This window comes from Dyadobacter sp. Leaf189 (assembly GCF_001424405.1).
Classification (GTDB): domain Bacteria; phylum Bacteroidota; class Bacteroidia; order Cytophagales; family Spirosomataceae; genus Dyadobacter.
The window spans coordinates 292180-309587 of the sequence record NZ_LMPS01000007.1; the positions used below are offsets into that span (position 1 = coordinate 292180).

15 protein-coding genes and 1 tRNA gene are annotated in these 17408 nt (G+C 43.9%); 14 read left to right on the forward strand and 2 right to left on the reverse strand.

What is annotated here, in order from left to right; genetic code table 11:
• The first annotated feature begins 15 nt into the window (after positions 1-15).
• Genes ASG33_RS22840 through ftsZ form a run of 3 tightly spaced genes read left to right on the forward strand, consistent with a single transcriptional unit; the run spans position 16 to position 3633 of the window.
• Positions 16-792, forward strand: a complete 777-nt coding sequence (locus ASG33_RS22840; protein ID WP_056291102.1) for a cell division protein FtsQ/DivIB — start codon at positions 16-18, stop codon at positions 790-792.
• Between the two features lie 15 nt (positions 793-807).
• Positions 808-2160 (forward strand): cell division protein FtsA, encoded by a 1353-nt coding sequence (gene ftsA, locus ASG33_RS22845; RefSeq protein ID WP_056291104.1) that lies wholly within the window; start codon positions 808-810, stop codon positions 2158-2160.
• A 42-nt stretch (positions 2161-2202) separates the two neighbouring features.
• The gene (gene ftsZ, locus ASG33_RS22850) at positions 2203-3633 is read left to right on the forward strand and encodes a cell division protein FtsZ (protein WP_056291210.1); all 1431 of its coding nucleotides are present in this window, start codon (positions 2203-2205) and stop codon (positions 3631-3633) included.
• Positions 3634-3669: 36 nt separating this feature from the next.
• On the opposite strand, the gene ASG33_RS22855 is transcribed toward ftsZ, so the two are convergent.
• A complete protein-coding gene (locus tag ASG33_RS22855) occupies positions 3670-4212 on the reverse strand; it encodes an NADPH-dependent FMN reductase (RefSeq protein ID WP_082489381.1) in 543 nt (180 codons plus the stop codon).
• Between the two features lie 221 nt (positions 4213-4433).
• On the opposite strand from ASG33_RS22855, the gene accD reads away from it, so the two are divergent.
• Both accD and ASG33_RS22865 read left to right on the forward strand, forming a co-directional pair.
• Positions 4434-5276, forward strand: a complete 843-nt coding sequence (accD, locus tag ASG33_RS22860; protein ID WP_056291106.1) for an acetyl-CoA carboxylase, carboxyltransferase subunit beta — start codon at positions 4434-4436, stop codon at positions 5274-5276.
• 1 nt (position 5277) lies between these two features.
• Positions 5278-6255 (forward strand): radical SAM protein, encoded by a 978-nt coding sequence (locus ASG33_RS22865; RefSeq protein ID WP_056291108.1) that lies wholly within the window; start codon positions 5278-5280, stop codon positions 6253-6255.
• A gap of 3 nt (positions 6256-6258) precedes the next feature.
• Here the strand turns inward: ASG33_RS22865 and ASG33_RS22870 are convergent, their stop codons facing one another.
• Positions 6259-6735 (reverse strand): nuclear transport factor 2 family protein, encoded by a 477-nt coding sequence (locus tag ASG33_RS22870; RefSeq protein ID WP_082489382.1) that lies wholly within the window; start codon positions 6733-6735, stop codon positions 6259-6261.
• Positions 6736-6789: 54 nt separating this feature from the next.
• Between ASG33_RS22870 and smpB the strand changes: the two genes are divergently transcribed.
• The 9 genes from smpB (at position 6790) to ASG33_RS22915 (ending at position 17405) form a co-directional block, all read left to right on the forward strand.
• Positions 6790-7248, forward strand: a complete 459-nt coding sequence (gene smpB / locus ASG33_RS22875; RefSeq protein WP_056291110.1) for an SsrA-binding protein SmpB — start codon at positions 6790-6792, stop codon at positions 7246-7248.
• An 87-nt stretch (positions 7249-7335) separates the two neighbouring features.
• Entirely contained in the window at positions 7336-7845 is a 510-nt protein-coding gene (locus ASG33_RS22880) for an HNH endonuclease (protein ID WP_056291112.1), read from the forward strand.
• Between the two features lie 206 nt (positions 7846-8051).
• Positions 8052-9863 (forward strand): 30S ribosomal protein S1, encoded by a 1812-nt coding sequence (rpsA, locus tag ASG33_RS22885; protein WP_056291114.1) that lies wholly within the window; start codon positions 8052-8054, stop codon positions 9861-9863.
• 85 nt (positions 9864-9948) lie between these two features.
• A tRNA-Cys gene (locus ASG33_RS22890) sits at positions 9949-10019 on the forward strand.
• 277 nt (positions 10020-10296) lie between these two features.
• A complete protein-coding gene (locus tag ASG33_RS22895; protein WP_056291115.1) occupies positions 10297-11589 on the forward strand; it encodes a c-type cytochrome in 1293 nt (430 codons plus the stop codon).
• Between the two features lie 53 nt (positions 11590-11642).
• Entirely contained in the window at positions 11643-14738 is a 3096-nt protein-coding gene (locus ASG33_RS22900) for a TAT-variant-translocated molybdopterin oxidoreductase (RefSeq protein ID WP_056291117.1), read from the forward strand.
• A 46-nt stretch (positions 14739-14784) separates the two neighbouring features.
• Positions 14785-16218 (forward strand): NrfD/PsrC family molybdoenzyme membrane anchor subunit, encoded by a 1434-nt coding sequence (nrfD, locus tag ASG33_RS22905; RefSeq protein WP_056291119.1) that lies wholly within the window; start codon positions 14785-14787, stop codon positions 16216-16218.
• 33 nt (positions 16219-16251) lie between these two features.
• Positions 16252-16782, forward strand: coding sequence for a DUF3341 domain-containing protein (locus tag ASG33_RS22910; protein WP_056291120.1), 531 nt, complete (start codon positions 16252-16254; stop codon positions 16780-16782).
• A complete protein-coding gene (locus tag ASG33_RS22915; RefSeq protein ID WP_056291122.1) occupies positions 16782-17405 on the forward strand; it encodes a cytochrome c in 624 nt (207 codons plus the stop codon). Before ASG33_RS22910 ends, ASG33_RS22915 begins: the two co-directional genes overlap by 1 nt.
• Positions 17406-17408 lie beyond the last annotated feature (3 nt).

Here is a 17408-nt window from a genome sequence, read left to right on the forward strand (position 1 = left end):
GTTAATATTACTGAGATGTTACGTAAATTTGACTATTCATGGCTTTTGTTGAAACGTAGTTTGTGGCTTCTTCTGCCTATTGCCGGAATTGGTATGGCAGAAAGCAGGCTGAGTCAACAGCGTTGTACCAACCTGACCATTTCCATTCAGGGAGATTCAGGAACACGTTTTCTCGATCAAATGGATGTCCGGATGTTACTTACCGAAAATGGGGGCGATCCTCTGTTGGGCAATAAGTTAAGTAACGTGGCATTGAACGATCTGGAGAATCGGGTGAAGCGGAACAAGTTGATCAAGAAGTGCCAGGTATTTCGTGACCTTAGAGGTAATATAGTTGTTGAAGTAGAACAAGAGAAGCCGTTAGCGCGCTGGATTAACACTTCTGAAAATGGAGAAACGCGGAATACGTCGGGATACTATATTAGCGATGAGGGCATTTTTTTTCCTCTATCAGAAAGTTATTCAGCAAGAACGTTATTGGTTTCAGGCTCATTTTTTAATGATGCTAAAAAGTTACAGACCGCAAAAGGGGCTTCTGTAATGGATTTATTGCATTTCTTGAATTCTGATCCTTTCTGGAAAGCGCAGGTTACGCAGCTGGATGCGGATAATGATGGCGAGATCAGCCTGATGACCGTAGTTGGTGATCAGCAAATTGAACTCGGAAGCGCCGAGGACTATCAGTCGAAATTCAGAAAGCTCAGGATATTTTACGATAAAGTACTGAGTCAGGATTGGAGCAGATATAAAAAAATTAGTGTTAAGTTTCAAGATCAAATAGTTTGTGAATAATAATTCACCTTTAGCATGGCACACGAGAAAATTGTAGTTGGAGTCGATATTGGAAGTACTAAAATAGCCGTGATCGCTGCGCAGGGAAGTTCTTCCGGTTCACGCCAGAGCAACATAGAAATTCTGGGTTTTAGTGAAGTTCCAGTGCCTGCAGGAGCAGTTGTTAACGGATCAGTCGAAAATATAAAACAAGTAGGCGGCGCCATCAGAGAAGCTTTGCAGGAAGCATCGCTGCGCTCAGACCTTGATATTGGTATTGTAAATGTCAGCTTCAGCGGAACCCACGTGAAAGTGAGTGCGCACAGCGACGGGGTGATCAGACCATCTGCCTCTTCAGGTGAAGAAGTAACCCAGCGCGATGTTGACCAGCTGGTGGACGATATGTACCGCGCCAAGATCGAGCCTAATTACGATGTACTGCATGTACTGCCAATGGATTTCATGGTAGATAATTCAGTAGGTGTGAAAGAGCCGGTAGGCCGGACGGGTATCAAGCTTGGCGGTAACTTCCTGATCGTTTCTGCCAACAACCAATCCATTCAGCGGACAAAGAAAAGCCTTTCTGACGCGGACCAGAATTTAAGATGTGATAAAATGGTACTGGGGCCACTGGCTACCAGCCTTGCTGTTTTAACAGATAATGAAATAAAAGCCGGAATTGCATTGGTTGATATCGGCGACCATACTACTGACCTGGTTATATACCAGGATCGCATTATCAGGCACATTGCTACCTTTCCGGTAGGTGGAAGACATATTACAAATGATTTGGCAGTTGGCTGCGGTATTCAGTATGAAAATGCGGAACAACTGAAAAAGCAATACGGTGCGGCCATTTCCGCCGACATACCGCTCAATATTGAGATCCTGATCAATTATTTAAGCGGAAGACAGCCTAAACCTGTTCTGAAGAAAAACGTAGCGCTGATTATCGAAGCGAGGTTGAAGGAGATAGCAGCCATGGTTTACGCTGAAATTATCAAATCCGGCTATCTGGATAAGCTGATAGGCGGCATTGTTCTAACTGGCGGCTCTGCGAATATCGACGAAATTGAGCTTCTGTTTGAAAAAGTAACGGATATGTCAGTAAGGGTCGGTTACCCTGAAAATCTGGAACGGACTGCCAAGGCGGACGCGGTAAGTAACTCCACGTTCAGTACTGCTATCGGACTAGCCTGGGCTGGTATCAGGTCCATCGATCCGCGGGTTAAGTCGGTTTGTAAGCCGGCAACTGCATTCAATACGGGAGTTGTGCAAAAGGAGAAGCCGAAGGAAGTTAAAGAGCCGGTCAAAAAGACGGGTGGCACATTTTGGGATAACATCAATAATATTATCGGAAAAAAGGACGATAGTTTAGGCGACTATTGATAATCAGTAGAAATTATGACCAAATCAACCCCGGAAAAGACATTGAACAAAAGCTTGTTGCAAGCACTAGATCAGGATTATATTGTGAACGAAATCGTAAAGGATTTTCCAGTCGACGAGCAGGAGGAGCCTGCTATTATCAAGGTAATCGGAGTAGGCGGCGGCGGTAGCAACGCCGTAAACTACATGTTTGAACGTAAGATCAAAGATGTGGAATTTGCCGTTTGTAATACCGACAGACAAGCGCTCGCTAATAGTCCTGTTCCTGTTAAAATCCAGCTTGGCGCTACATTGACCCAGGGACTTGGAGCTGGTACGGATGCAACAAAAGGTAAAGAAGCTGCTCTTGAAACGATTGAAGAAATCAAGGGGCTGCTGGGAGGATCAACGCAAATGGTTTTTATCACCGCAGGTATGGGTGGTGGAACCGGAACAGGCGCCGCACCAGTAATCGCGCAGCTTGCCAGAGAAATGGGCAAGTTGACCGTCGCAGTAGTTACTGCACCTTATACGTGGGAAGGATTTGACAAGAAAGAACAGGCACTCGAAGGTATCGAACAACTTAAAAAGTACTGCGACACGGTACTGGTTGTTTTGAATGATAAACTGGAAGAACTGTTTGAAGATATGACCATCACACAGGCATTTGCCGAAGCAGATGGAATTCTTTTGAATGCAGTGAAAAGTATTTCCGAAATCATTACGACAAATGGAAATATCAACACTGACTTTAAAGATGTTGAGAAAGTACTGAAAAAGGCAGGTCAGTCTGTAATGGGAACCTCCGAAGCGACTGGTACCGATCGCGCGCAGGTTGCGATTAAGGAAGCACTGGATTCACCGCTTTTGAACGACAGGGATATCCGCGGCGCGAAACGTATCCTGGTAACGCTTGCTACCAGCAAGAAAAAGGAGGCTACGATGAAAGAGCAGCGCGAAATCTGGAGTTACGTATTGTCTCAGGTAGGCGGCGAAGCGCGTATGTTCAAATTAGGTACGATTATCGACGATTCACTTGTTGATAAGTTGCGCGTGACGATTGTAGCAGCCGGATTTGACAGCATTGAATCTCCGATCCCAGGCATTAAGTTGTCGCACAAATTTCCCGGAACTGTTGAAACAGCAGTAAACGGGTTTGATGCGAAAGATGAAGTTCCTGCTGAACAGGAAGAGATCGTGATGACGGAAGATGTTTTTGAAAATACACCGACCAGTTCAGTGGATCTTGTCATTGAAAAAGAATCAGTTTCCACCGCTTTCGAACCGGTTAATATATCACTGACTGAGGTTGGAGAGAATGACGAATGGTCGGAAGAGGATAATGAGGATTTGCGAATTATGATTGACTCCTTTAAAGACGGACTGGTGAAGTTTGCAGATCTGGAAGGGCCTGCATTCAGAAGAAGCCGGGCCGAGCTTTGGAAGAGACCGGCGATTCCGGCTTTCGAAATGGAACAGCACTGGCTAAAATAATGAGAGGGAGCACTTAGCTCCCTTTTTTCTTTTATGTCAAAAGTGGATGATCTGCCCAGCCTGCATTTCGAGGAGTTCCTTGTACAATGCATTTGACATGACATTATCATGAAAATGGGAGCGTATCTGGGCCAGCTTCACTCGCAATGCAAGTGTATTCATTCCCAGATAGCTGAATACATCATTGAGGTGACTTAATGCAATTGCTGCTCCCTGCATATTGGAAGATAATCCGACCAGGGCAGCTTTCTTATTTGCGAAACTGTTCGGATAAGGCAGCCCATCGATAAATGCCTTTAATACGCCAGGGTAAGATCCATTGTATTCCGGAACGATAAAGACGAATTTATCAGTTTGTTCCAAAAGAAACCTGAGGTTGTTGAAGTCCTCGTTTTTGCCTGAATTTGCGTACAAAGCAGATACTGTAAAATCGTCGGGCAAATTAACTAAATCAAGAATAATGCTCGGCGCATTGAGGTGATTCAGAATGGACTGATAGTATTCTGCAATTTTCCGTGACATAGAGCTGGGCCTGTTGGTTCCAACGATGATCACGATTGGTGAAGGAGCTGTACTCATTTAAATTATAAATAAACCGTCAAACCGTCGGTTTTATAGTAACAAATTACTTTGAAAATTGTTCATACCAGACTGGCTGCTACATTCTTCGGCCGCAGGTATAATCTGGATACCCGCATAAAAAAACATTTATTCTTATATTTGAGTCTGGTATTCATCACGAAATTAATATAAGCTGCTCGTAGCGAAGCTTTTATATTTATAATCAACCCACAAGAAATATGTCCTGGTTCATTCGGAAAGAGAAAGGTATCAATACACCAACAGAAATGAAGCGCGAGGCGCCTGATGGTTTGTGGTATCAGTGTTCAAATTGCAAGAAGATTACTCCTACCAGAGAACATAAGCAGAATGCTTTCACCTGCCCGCATTGTAATTACCACGAGAAAGTAGGATCCGATGTTTATTTTAACCTGCTTTTTGACGATAACGAATTCATTGAACTGGACGCTGATTTAACATCCGGAGATCCGTTGCATTTTGTAGATACCAAAGCTTATCCGGACAGGATCAAGTCGACAATGCAAAAAACGGGCTTGAAAGATGCGGTCAGAACCGGCCACGGCAAGATGAACGAAATGGACATTGTTATTGCCTGTATGGACTTCAATTTCATAGGTGGATCAATGGGCTCTGTGGTAGGTGAGAAAATTGCGCGGGCAATTTCATATGCGCTTGAACATAAATTCCCGTTTTTGATGATCTCAAAATCGGGCGGCGCGAGGATGATGGAAGCAGGATTTTCATTAATGCAAATGGCCAAAACCTCTGCCCGTCTGGCTCAACTATCGGAGGCCAAAGTGCCTTACATTTCGTTACTGACTGACCCGACTACTGGCGGTGTTACTGCTTCCTATGCGATGCTGGGGGATTTTAACATTTCTGAACCAGAAGCTCTGATCGGATTTGCGGGACCACGCGTTATCCGCGAAACGATCGGAAAGGATCTGCCGAAAGGATTCCAAAGTGCTGAATTTGTTTTGGAACATGGATTCCTTGATTTCATCGTTGACAGAAAGGATCTGAAAGATAAATTAACAAGTCTTCTCTCTATGCTGAAATAATATGCGACTGGTCTCCCACCCGGTACTTTGCAATTATTATGTAACCTATCGTTGCAATGCATCCTGCGGATTTTGCGATATCTGGGAGAAGCCCTCGCCTTATATTACAGTTGAAAATCTTCGCGAGAATTTACGGGATTTAAAAAAGCTGGGCGTTAAGGTCATTGACTTTACCGGTGGCGAGCCTTTGCTTCACAGGCAGCTTGACGTGCTTTTGAAAGAAGCAAAGGATCACGGGATGATCACGACCGTCACAAGCAATGGACTGCTTTATCCCAAGCAGGCAGAAAAGCTGCGCGGGCTGATAGATATGCTGCATTTCTCGCTTGATTCTCCCGACCGTGACGAGCACGATCAATCCAGGGGTGTGAAGTGTTTTGACAAAGTGATGGAGTCCATTGCAATCGCCAAATCACTTGGAGAGCGACCGGATATCATTTTTACCGTTTTTGAAGATAATATTGGCAAGATCCGGCAGCTATGGGAAGAAGTATGCATTCCCAATGATCTTGTACTGATCCTGAATCCGGTATTTGAGTACGATAAAGTTGGTTCAAACCTTTCCGAATCAGCGTTAAAGGAATTGTTGTGGTGGGCGAAGCAAAAAAATGTGTACCTCAACGAAGCCTTTGTGCAATTGCGGCTTGATGGCGGAAATCATGTAGAGGCTCCCGTTTGCAAAGCTGCCAGTACAACAATCGTCATTTCACCGGAAAACAAGCTTGTGCTGCCCTGTTACCATTTGGGATTAAAAGACTTTCCAATTAATGGCAGCCTGTTTGAGCTGTACCATTCAGATGAGGTTCAGAAGCTGGTTGCATTGGAGGGGCGCCTGCCGGCTTGCGAGGGCTGCGTGATCAATTGCTATATGCAGCCTTCATTTGCAGTAGAAATGAACAAATACTGGTGGAAGGCACTGCCAAGTACGATCAAGTACAACCGCCTGAAAGGTACGTGGCGGCAAATGGTCAAATTTTGAGCATCACGGGCAATTCTCCTTTCTTCTTGTATCTGTAATCGCATTGATTTTCCAGCCAGCTTTTGTATGTGTTAATGTAAAAACATTGACACCGCAGTGAGAGAAGGTTTCGCCGAGATAAAACTTGTAAGGTGCCCAGACGATCGCCATGGGTTCATCTATACTCACTGTCACGTCATAGATTTTTTCATCCCATTTCTCTTTGTGAGGTGTGCCGACTGCCTTGATAAATCCCTGCATGCTGCTTGTATGCACAATGACGGAGTCAGCTTTGTTTCTGGACAATGATGTTAATGCGCAGTCTGCTGTGACAACGCTTCTGAGAGATAGTGAATCTCCGGCGCGCATTGCATCGAACATCTTATCAACTACGGCTTTCACTTCGGCAGATTTATCCTGTGCATTTACATCAGGGACAGCTAGCATAAGCAATGCGAGTACAAATGCAGTTTGCATTGATCGCGTCAGGTGTGATTTCATGTGTTGGTATAGTTTTAACAAAAAATTAATTTTGAGCCCTTTACAATTTATGATATGTCTGAAAAAATAGTTAAAAAAGTAGATATAAAGAATCGCAGGGCTTCGTTTGAGTATTTTTTTCTGGAAGAGTTTACGGCGGGAATGGCACTGACGGGAACAGAGATTAAGTCTATCCGGCAAGGTAAGGTCAATTTTCAGGACGCATATTGCCTCTTCATGGACAACGAATTGTACATCCGGAGCCTGCACATTTCGCCTTACACGGAAGGTACCCACTATAACCACGAGCCAATGCGGGATCGAAAGCTTTTGATCACGAAGCGCGAGCGGCGAAAATTGACTGAGGGTCTGAAAGACCAGGGTTTGACGATTATTCCTGTGCGAATGTTCACCAACGACCGGGGGCTTGCTAAGCTGCATATTGCACTGGCAAAAGGTAAAAAGCTCTATGACAAGCGCGACAGCATCAAGGAAAGAGATGTAAAGCGCGAGAACGACCGGGCCGGGTATTGAATTGGTGCTCAGTATTTTTGCACCTGCGCAGCGGATTTTTTTGACGGATTTTTGTTATATTGTCAGAAATAATTACCTCGATGTGTCATGGGTAAAGTACTGGTTCTTAATCAAGATTACAGCGCATTAAGTGTTTGCACGGTTCCAAAGGCTTTTTTATTAGTCTACATGAACAAAGCTGAAATGCTGGCCGAGTCCCGAAGGCAGTATTTACGTACAGTAAACGATCAGTATCCCATGCCGGTTGTCATACGCCTCCACCGCTACATACATATTCCGTATCGAGGTGTTGTCATGACCCGGCAAAATCTTTTTAAGAGGGATGGTAACCGGTGTCAGTACTGTGGAACGCACGACAATCTTACATTAGACCACGTCATCCCGAAATCCAGAGGCGGCAAAACTACATGGGACAATCTGGCTACTGCCTGCAAGCGCTGCAATTCAAGGAAAGGCGACCATACACCCGAAGAAATTGATATGCCGCTCAGGCAACGTCCCTTCCGCCCATCTTTTCTAATGTTTATAAGGGACTTTTCAGGTCTGGCCGATGATGAGTGGCTACCATATTTGGGCTCCAAGGAAAGAACATATTGAAATTACTAACTACATTGCTTTCGTAAGTGCCTGTTCCTTGCTGGGCTTACCCTCCTCTTTGCCTTCAAATAAAATTCCCCACATCCCTTCGGAATTTATCCTGAAACGCGTACTTTTGCGCTCTCATTTTTCTAAAATGCTTGTTTAACTAATTTTCAGCTAGGTAGCTCGCAAGCTGATGTATCCAAGAGCTATAATTCCTATTTATGTCTAAGGAAAAACAAAATCAACCTCTTCCTGATTTCGATTGGGACAAAGCAGCAGACAAAGGTTTTGGTACAGGCTATTCAAGCGCTGACCGTACCAGTCTGGAACAAATGTATGAGACTACTCTTTCTCCTGTTCAGGAAAAAGAAGTTGTTAAAGGTGTAGTAGTTGGTATTACTGACCGTGAAGTGATCCTGAATATCGGTTTCAAATCTGACGGTATCGTTTCATCTAACGAATTCCGCGATTTGCCGGGAATGAAAATCGGTGACGAGGTGGAAGTTTACGTGGAGAATCAGGAGGACGCACAAGGTCAGCTTGTTCTATCACGCAAAAAAGCGAAAGTTATTACTGCATGGGACAACATCCAGAAATCGTTTGATGAGGATGTGGTTATTGATGCAAATGTTAAAAGAAGAACTAAGGGTGGTCTTATCGTTGATATCTTCGGTATTGAAGCATTCTTGCCAGGTTCTCAAATTGATGTTAAGCCAATCCGCGATTTCGACATTTTTGTTGGAAAACGTATGGAGGTTAAAGTTGTTAAGATTAACTACGCAAATGACAACGTAGTAGTATCTCACAAAGTACTGATCGAAAAAGATCTTGAAGCACAACGTCAGCAAATCCTGAACAACCTTGAAAAAGGTCAGGTACTTGAAGGTGTAATTAAGAACATGACCAACTTCGGTGTGTTTATCGACCTTGGTGGAGTTGACGGATTGTTGCACATCACTGATATTTCGTGGGGACGTATTAACCACCCATCGGATCTGTTGTCACTTGACCAAAAACTCAATGTTGTTGTTCTTGACTTCGATGAGGAGAAAAAACGTATTTCACTTGGTTTGAAACAACTTCAGTCTCACCCTTGGGATTCTCTTGATGAGGAAATCCAGGTTGGATCGAAAGTTACAGGCCGCATTGTTAATGTTGCAGATTACGGCGCATTCCTTGAGATCAAGCCAGGTGTTGAAGGTTTGATCCACGTTTCTGAAATGTCATGGTCTCAGCACCTGCGCAATCCTCAGGAATTCATGAATGTAAATGACGAGATCAGTGCAGTAGTGTTGACATTGGATCGTCAGGAGCGTAAAATGTCTCTTGGTATCAAACAACTGACTGAAGATCCTTGGACTCAGGCTTCTCTTAAAGAGAAATATGCAGTTGGAACACGTCATAAAGGTGTGGTTCGCAACCTGACAAACTTCGGTTTGTTCATTGAGCTTGAAGAAGGTATCGATGGTCTTGTACACGTTTCAGATCTTTCTTGGACTAAGAAGATCAAGCATCCATCTGATTTCGTGAAAGTAAATGATGAGCTGGAAGTTGTAGTTCTTGAACTTGATGCCGACAACCGTCGTCTTGCTCTTGGCCACAAGCAATTGGAAGAAAATCCATGGGATACTTTTGAAAGCATCTTCGAAGTAGGTTCAGTACATAAATCTACCATCGTTGCAAAAGGCGATAAGTTTGCTACACTTGAGCTTCCTTACGGAATCGAAGGGATTGCAGCTATCAAAAATCTTGCAAAAGAAGATGGTACACTTGCAGAAGTAGGTGAGAGCCTTGACTTCACAGTTCTTGAATTCCTGAAAGATGAGAAGAAAATCGTTTTGACGCATTCAAAAGTTAAGCACGTTTCTGCTGAGGAAAAGAAAGAAGAAAGACCTGCAAAGTCGGCTCCAGCGAAAGCGTCTAATACTGACGCTCCTGCAAAAGACGCAGAAAAATCTACTTTCGGCGACCTTAGTGTTCTCTCTGCATTGAAAGAACAAATGGAAGAAAGCGAAAAAAAGAGCAAAAAGTAATTAATAATGGCGAATAGCCAGAAAAATTAATACTTTTGCACCCGGATTAGCTGTATGCCTAACAGCTTGCAGCTAATCCAAATTTGGTTCCGTGGCCGAGTGGCTAGGCAGAGGTCTGCAAAACCTCGTACAGCGGTTCGAATCCGCTCGGAACCTCATCAGATTTACGGGTAATTGGCACTGCATTTTGGGCACAAATAATTACTCAAAAAGTACCATTTGGTAAGGGCAGTTTGTTATGCCTCCAAATGGTACTTTTTTTTGTCAATATGCTGAAAATCAATGTTGTTCCTGTTGCATTAATCCTGCAAAAATGGCTAATAAATTAGACAAATTATAAATAAGATGGTGCTTCAAAATATCCCCTAAATACTTTTGTGGATAAAAAATCGTAAGCTAGTTTTGTCTGTTGAAGAATAATGAATAGTTGATTATGAATATATCATTCCGTAAGAACGCTAAGTTTTGTTCCTACTTTAGTTACTCAAGAATCCTTTTCACCATCGCCGTAGGGCTACTTTTGAGTGTGCAAAATCTTGCTTCTGCGCAGGATAGCACAGCTACGGCGGCAGCTCCTGCAGGTGGCGGTGATGCTGCTAAAGGTGAAGCACTTTTCAAAAACAATTGTGCGCAATGTCATGCGGTGACTGACGAAAGAGTAGTAGGTCCTGGTTTGAAAGGTGCCAGCTCCCGTCACGATTTTGCCTGGCTTTCGAAGTGGGTACGTAACTCACAGGCTATGATCGCGGCAGGCGATCCTTACGCCGTTAAAATCTACAACGAATATTCTAAGGCGCAGATGACAAGTTTCCCTAACTTGTCTGATGACGATATTAAGGGAATCTTCGCTTACGTGGATCAGGCTTCTACTGCTGCACCTGCAGCTGCGGCTGCTCCCGGTGGAGGTCCTGCTGCGGGAGGTGGCGGTGAGTCGGGTGGTGAAGGTCCTTCCGGTTTGTTTATGGTAGTTCTTGGTGCATTGGTTGTTGTAATGATCCTTGTGCTGGGCGTTCTGCTTGTAATCGTATCACTTTTGTCGAAGGCTGTTGGCGGAGAAGTGGAGTCGGGTACGAAGCCGGACTTCATGACAAGACTCGGCAGTTCTTTAAAGAAGATTTCTTCAGACCCTGCTATCAGATCAGCGACGCTCTGGATTTTTGTTCTCCTGGTACTTAAGGCTACGATCGATGGTGCTTATAGTGTTGGTGTTCAGCAAGGTTACGCTCCTAAGCAACCTATCGCATTCTCTCACAAATTGCATGCAGGAGAATACAAAATTGACTGTAACTACTGCCACACAGGTGTTAACAGAGGGAAGTCTGCGCACATTCCATCAGCGAACATCTGTATGAACTGCCACGGAGTGATCAAGAAGGAATCTCCCGAAATTCAAAAAATTTATACTTCAATTGAAAACAATCAGCCGATCGAATGGGTGAGGGTGCATAACCTTCCTGATCTGGCGTACTTTAATCACGCCCAGCACGTAAATGTAGGTGGATTGGAATGCCAGAATTGCCATGGAGAAGTTGAGAAAATGGAAGTTATTCAACAGCGCTCATCTCTGACAATGGGATGGTGTATTGATTGTCACCGTAAAACAGAAGTAAATACCAAGGACAATCAATACTATGACAAGCTGGTTCAGCTGCACGCTTCGGAAAGTAAGGAAGCTTTGAAAGTAGCTGATATAGGTGGTCTGGAATGCTCTAAGTGCCACTATTAATCAATAAGAGAAAATAATACCCGAGAATACGACTCATTGTATTGAATAGTTTTATGGAAAACAATAGTAAAAGATACTGGCGGGGACTTGAGGAGTTGCGTAACGACGAGAAGTTTATAAAGGACGCAAGTTCAGAGTTTGCTGGTGAACCAACCGAAAGCCAATATGAAAGTTTGGTGGACGGAGCTGGTACGCATCGTCGTGATTTTTTGAAAGTCCTTGGCTTTGGTATGGCAGCGGTATCTTTGGCTGCATGTGAAACCCCTGTTAAAAAGGCAATTCCATACGTGAACAAGCCGGAAGGTGAATTTCCGACAATCGCAAACTGGTATGCATCTACTTATGCGGAAGGTGGAGACTACACAAGCATTTTAGTAAAAACCCGCGAGGGAAGACCTGTTAAGATTGAAGGTAACTCGCTTTCAAAGGTTTCTTACGGAGTTAGTTCAAGAGCGCATGCATCCCTGTTGGGTTTGTATGACAATGAAAAATTAAGAGGCCCTAAAAAGGGTGACGATACAAAGGTTAGTTGGGAAACAGTTGATAAGGAAATCCAGGACCAGCTTTCTCAGATCTCTGCAAGAGGCGGAGCTATCCGTATTCTTACATCTACTGTTCTAAGCCCATCTACAAAGGCGGTTATTGCTGATTTTACAGCTAAATATCCTACTACCAGCCATGTAGTTTATGATGCAAATTCTGCTTACGGAATTGTAAAGGCAAATGAGACCTCATTTGGCAAAGCGGTACTTCCTTCTTATGATTTCAGTAAAGCGAAGGTCATTGTTGGAATTGACGCAGATTTCCTGGGAACCTGGCTTGCACCGGATCTCTATTCCGCACAATTCGCTGAAACACGTCGTGTGAGCAGTGAGAAAGGTGGCAAGAAAGATATGTCCCGCCTTTATCAATTTGAATCAATCTTGTCTTTGACAGGATCGAATGCAGATTACCGTACTGCGGTAAAACCTTCTCAGCTTGGGCTGGTTGCGGCTGCATTATATAATAAAGTAGCTGCTAAATTAGGTGGTTCACCTGTTTCAGTTGCTGCGGTTAACATTCCAAATCTGGATAAGGCAGCAGCAGAGTTAATAGCTGCAAAAGGTCAGGCTTTGGTCGTTTGTGGAATTAACGATCCTTCGGTACAAGTGGTTGTTAATGCATTGAACAATCTGCTGGGCGCTTATGGCACTTTGATCAACCTGGACAAGCCAGCTTATTATCGTCAGGGAAATGACGTAGCGATGAACCAGCTTGTCGACGAAGTTAAAGGCGGCAAAGTTTCAGCTGTTATTCTATGGGGTGCAAATCCTGTTTATGATCACCCACGTGGTGCCGAACTGGCCGCGGCTCTTCCAAAAGTTTCATTAAGTGTATCATTCAATGATCGCGCTGATGAAACATCCTCTCTTTTCAAATACATTCTTCCTGCTCCTCACTACTTGGAGTCGTGGAACGACGCTGAGCCTGTTGCTGGCTCATACAGCTTAACTCAGCCTGCAATCAGTCTGATTTTTAATACAAGACAAGGACAGTCAAGTTTATTGAAATGGGCTGGTCTTTCAACAGATTACCACGAATACGTTAAATCATACTGGAGAAAGAACATTTTTGCTCAGGGCGGAACCGGCAGTTTCGAGCAGTTCTGGGTGAAATCTTTGCACGACGGCGTATTTGAATCAAATACCGCTGCTGCTGCTGGAAGTGTTGCGTTTAATGGCAATCTAAGTGCTGCTGCTTCGGCGATCTCTAAAACTTATAAAGCGTCAACATCAGGTATCGAACTTGCTATTTTCGAGAATGTTGGCGTAGGGAATGGTGCATCTGCAAACAATCCATGGTTGCAGGAATTGCCGGATCCTATTACGAAAGCGTGCTGGGACAACCACGCAGGTCTTTCTCAAAAAACAGCAACTGAGCTGAGCCTTGCACAAGGTGATGTTGTAAAGGTTGAATTTAAAGGAAAGTCGGTTGAACTTCCTGTGATTGTTCAACCTGGACTTGCTAATGGAACTGTTGCAATTTCCATTGGTTATGGTCGCGAAAAGGCTGGAAAGTCTGCTAATGGTGTGGGTAAGAATATCTATCCCTTTGCAACATTTACTGACGGCTATCTTTCCTTTGCTCCTGGTGAAGTAACAATTTCAAAAACTGGGGATACCAGGGAAATTGCTCAAACGCAGACACATAGTACTGTGATGAACCGTAAATCAGTTCTTCAGGAAACAGTACTAGCTCATTTCCAAAAAGATCCGATGGCAGGCAGATTTGCTCCAACCATCCCAACTTCGGAGGGAACAGTTGACGCCACAGATCTAACACTTTGGAATGGACATAAATACAAGAATCACTCATGGGGAATGGTGATCGACCTTAACACTTGTTTTGGTTGTGGTTCATGTGTGATTAGTTGCCAGAATGAGAATAACGTACCTGTTGTAGGTCGTCAGGAAGTAATCAACAGTCGCGAGATGCACTGGTTGCGTATTGACCGTTATTACAGCAGCGATGCAGATGTTGAAGATTTGAGGGGTTTGGAAATTGCTTCTGAGAATCCGGAAGTTACCTTCCAACCGATGCTTTGCCAGCATTGCAATAATGCGCCTTGCGAAACTGTTTGCCCGGTATTGGCAACTACGCACAGCTCAGAAGGATTAAACCAAATGACTTACAACCGTTGTGTTGGTACAAGGTATTGTGCAAATAACTGCCCATACAAAGTACGTCGCTTCAACTGGTTCAAATATTTTGACAACGATAACTACGACTACCACTTCAATAATGATCTTGGTAAGATGGTTATTAACCCTGATGTAACTGTACGTTCAAGAGGGGTTATTGAGAAATGTTCACTTTGCGTTCACAGAATTCAGGAAGCTAAACTTACTGCAAGAAAAGAAAGAAGACGTATTGTGGATGGTGAGGTGAATGTTGCATGTGCATCTTCATGCCCAACCAATGCAATCACATTTGGTGACATGAATGATCCGGAAAGTAGAATATCCAAAATTCTTGAAACAGAGAAGGAGGGACGTGCATTCCACGTGTTGGAAGAAATCAACACCAGACCGCAATTGTCTTACCTGACTAAAATACGGAACAAGGATGTGGCTGCCGCGAAGCCTGCAAGTGAGAAAGAACACGCGTAATTTGAGCTTAGTTTTTGAAGATAAATCATTATAAAAACATAATAGTATGCATGTTACATCACCTGTAAGAGAACCCCTGATTCAAGGTGGGAAGACGTACGCAGACGTAACGGAAGATATATGCCGCCATGTTGAAAGTGCTCCTACCAAGGAGTGGAAAATAGCATTCGGCCTGTCGCTTGTAGTTTTGGCATACGGAACTGTCTGCCTTGCCTGGACTTGGTGGGAAGGTCTCGGTGTCTGGGGTTTGAATAAGACAGTAGGCTGGGCCTGGGATATTACCAACTTCGTATGGTGGGTAGGTATTGGTCACGCCGGAACCCTGATCTCCGCGATCCTTTTGCTATTTCGGCAGAAGTGGAGAACTTCAATTAACCGTGCAGCAGAAGCGATGACCATTTTCGCTGTTATCTGCGCAGCATCTTTCATTCTGATGCACATGGGCCGTCCATGGATGGCATATTGGGCTTTGCCACTTCCTAATGCATTTGGTTCACTTTGGGTTAACTTCAATTCACCGCTTGTTTGGGACGTTTTTGCGATTAGTACTTATTTCTCAGTTTCCCTTGTATTCTGGTACATTGGTTTGATACCTGATCTTGCAACAATCCGTGACCGCGCTACCAGCAAAGTTTCCCGGTTTATGTATGGAACGTTTGCAATGGGTTGGGACGGTTCTGCAAAGACATGGGCTCGCTACGAGTACATCAGCTTAATCCTTGCGGGTCTCTCTACACCACTTGTACTTTCGGTTCACACGATTGTAAGTATGGACTTTGCAACCTCTGTTATTCCAGGGTGGCATACAACGATCTTCCCTCCTTACTTCGTTGCCGGTGCGATTTTCTCAGGTTTCGCAATGGTTCAAAACCTGATGCTTATTACACGGGTTGTTTACAAGCTTGAAGATTATATCACGCTTGAACACATCGAAACGATGAATAAGGTAATTACACTTACCGGATCAGTTGTTGGTGTGGCTTACATCACCGAGTTCTTTATTGCCTGGTACGGAGGTGTTGAATATGAATATTATGCTTTCTTTAACCGTATGACAGGACCTTACTGGTGGGCGTACTGGGCGATGATGACATGTAACGTAATATCTCCTCAGTTATTCTGGTCAAGAAAACTGCGTCGCAGTATCACATTTACATTCTTTATCTCCGTAGTTGTAAACATTGGTATGTGGTTCGAACGATTTGTAATTATCGTTACCTCATTGCATCGCGACTATCTGCCTTCCAGCTGGGCCATGTTCTCGCCGACACGTTATGACATCGGTGACTATATTTTCTCATTCGGGTTATTCTTTACATTGTTCCTGTTGTTCTCGAAATATTTACCCGTGGTTAATATGGCAGAGGTGAAGGCAGTGTTACGATCTACATCAGCTCAGTTACCTGCTAAAATCTCCGGGGTTGCCAAGGTTAGGCAGCGTGGTACAGCTGAACCGGCTTACGATAAAGACAAGGAATAAGGGACTTTCTGATATTTAATTATAAGTTATAGTATGGCAGAATTATCTGGTAAGTATTTGGTCGGAGTTTATGACGATGACGATACTGTGCTTCACGCAGTGCCAAGGCTTAGAAAGGCAGGCGTAAAAATCAAAGAGGTGTATTCCCCCTTCCCAATCCACGGAATGGACGAAGCACTCGGTCATCCCCGGACGCGGATTGGTATTGCTGCATTTATGTTTGGAGTAACTGGATGCATCTGTGCACTTACCTTGATGATCTGGACTATGGGTATTGACTGGCCAATGATTGTAGGTGGTAAAGACCCAATCTCTATCCCCAACTATATTCCTATCACATTTGAGTTAACTGTACTTTTTACGGCTTTCGGGATGGTTACTACCTTCTTTATCTCGAATGGACTTGGACCTGGAAGCCATTTTCATCCAAGGTTCGATCTACGCTCAACAGATAACAAGTTTGTGATGGCGATTGATCTTGGAAGAAACTCAATGACAGTGGACGAAATATCAAGAGCATTAAAGGACAGTGGCGCTGAGGAAGTCAACATCAAGCAATTTTAATGAAGTTTGAGACGATGAAATTTAAGAGTTTATATAAAGGTCTGTTTGTTGCTGCTGTGTTCTTGTCAGCTGTATCGAGCTGTAAGAAGGATCCAAGTGATCCTGGAAAAGAATATGCGCCTAATATGTACTTGCCAGTAGGTTACGAACCTTACAAGCAAGAAAAGGCAAATCCAATCAACCCGATGGGCTTGACAATGAGATTGCCGGTTGCAGGTACAGTAGCGAGGAGGAACTACAAAACAACGTTTGGAGAAAGCGATTCTGCAACTGTTGATCTGATGGTTTACAACATACCGGCTGACAGTATCTCAATTGCTGAAAAGGTTTTGAAAAATCCGATTCCTTTTAATGAAGGTACTTTGGCTGAGGGGAAAGTTTTGTACGAAAGATACTGCCAGCATTGTCACGGTGCTACTGGCGCTGGCGATGGTAAGGTCGGTGCCATGTATAAAGGGGTACCTAATTACGCCAGTGATGCTTATAAGACTATGAATGAAGGTCATATCTTTCACGTGATTACATACGGAAAAGCCCGGATGTGGCCACATGGATCTCAGATAGATCCTGCTGAGCGCTGGAAAATTGTACACTATGTACAGAAGCTTCAGAAAGGAGCATAACAT

What these genes read in the sequence shown, in the direction of transcription:
- ASG33_RS22840 (WP_056291102.1), top strand. Translation starts at nt 16, where the DNA reads ATGTTACGTAAATTTGACTATTCATGGCTTTTGTTGAAACGTAGTTTG.
- ftsA (WP_056291104.1), top strand. Translation starts at nt 808, where the DNA reads ATGGCACACGAGAAAATTGTAGTTGGAGTCGATATTGGAAGTACTAAA.
- ASG33_RS22855 (WP_082489381.1), bottom strand. Translation starts at nt 4,212, where the DNA reads ATGAGTACAGCTCCTTCACCAATCGTGATCATCGTTGGAACCAACAGG.
- accD (WP_056291106.1), top strand. Translation starts at nt 4,434, where the DNA reads ATGTCCTGGTTCATTCGGAAAGAGAAAGGTATCAATACACCAACAGAA.
- ASG33_RS22865 (WP_056291108.1), top strand. Translation starts at nt 5,278, where the DNA reads ATGCGACTGGTCTCCCACCCGGTACTTTGCAATTATTATGTAACCTAT.
- ASG33_RS22870 (WP_082489382.1), bottom strand. Translation starts at nt 6,735, where the DNA reads ATGAAATCACACCTGACGCGATCAATGCAAACTGCATTTGTACTCGCA.
- smpB (WP_056291110.1), top strand. Translation starts at nt 6,790, where the DNA reads ATGTCTGAAAAAATAGTTAAAAAAGTAGATATAAAGAATCGCAGGGCT.
- ASG33_RS22880 (WP_056291112.1), top strand. Translation starts at nt 7,336, where the DNA reads ATGGGTAAAGTACTGGTTCTTAATCAAGATTACAGCGCATTAAGTGTT.
- rpsA (WP_056291114.1), top strand. Translation starts at nt 8,052, where the DNA reads ATGTCTAAGGAAAAACAAAATCAACCTCTTCCTGATTTCGATTGGGAC.
- ASG33_RS22895 (WP_056291115.1), top strand. Translation starts at nt 10,297, where the DNA reads ATGAATATATCATTCCGTAAGAACGCTAAGTTTTGTTCCTACTTTAGT.
- ASG33_RS22900 (WP_056291117.1), top strand. Translation starts at nt 11,643, where the DNA reads ATGGAAAACAATAGTAAAAGATACTGGCGGGGACTTGAGGAGTTGCGT.
- nrfD (WP_056291119.1), top strand. Translation starts at nt 14,785, where the DNA reads ATGCATGTTACATCACCTGTAAGAGAACCCCTGATTCAAGGTGGGAAG.
- ASG33_RS22910 (WP_056291120.1), top strand. Translation starts at nt 16,252, where the DNA reads ATGGCAGAATTATCTGGTAAGTATTTGGTCGGAGTTTATGACGATGAC.
- ASG33_RS22915 (WP_056291122.1), top strand. Translation starts at nt 16,782, where the DNA reads ATGAAGTTTGAGACGATGAAATTTAAGAGTTTATATAAAGGTCTGTTT.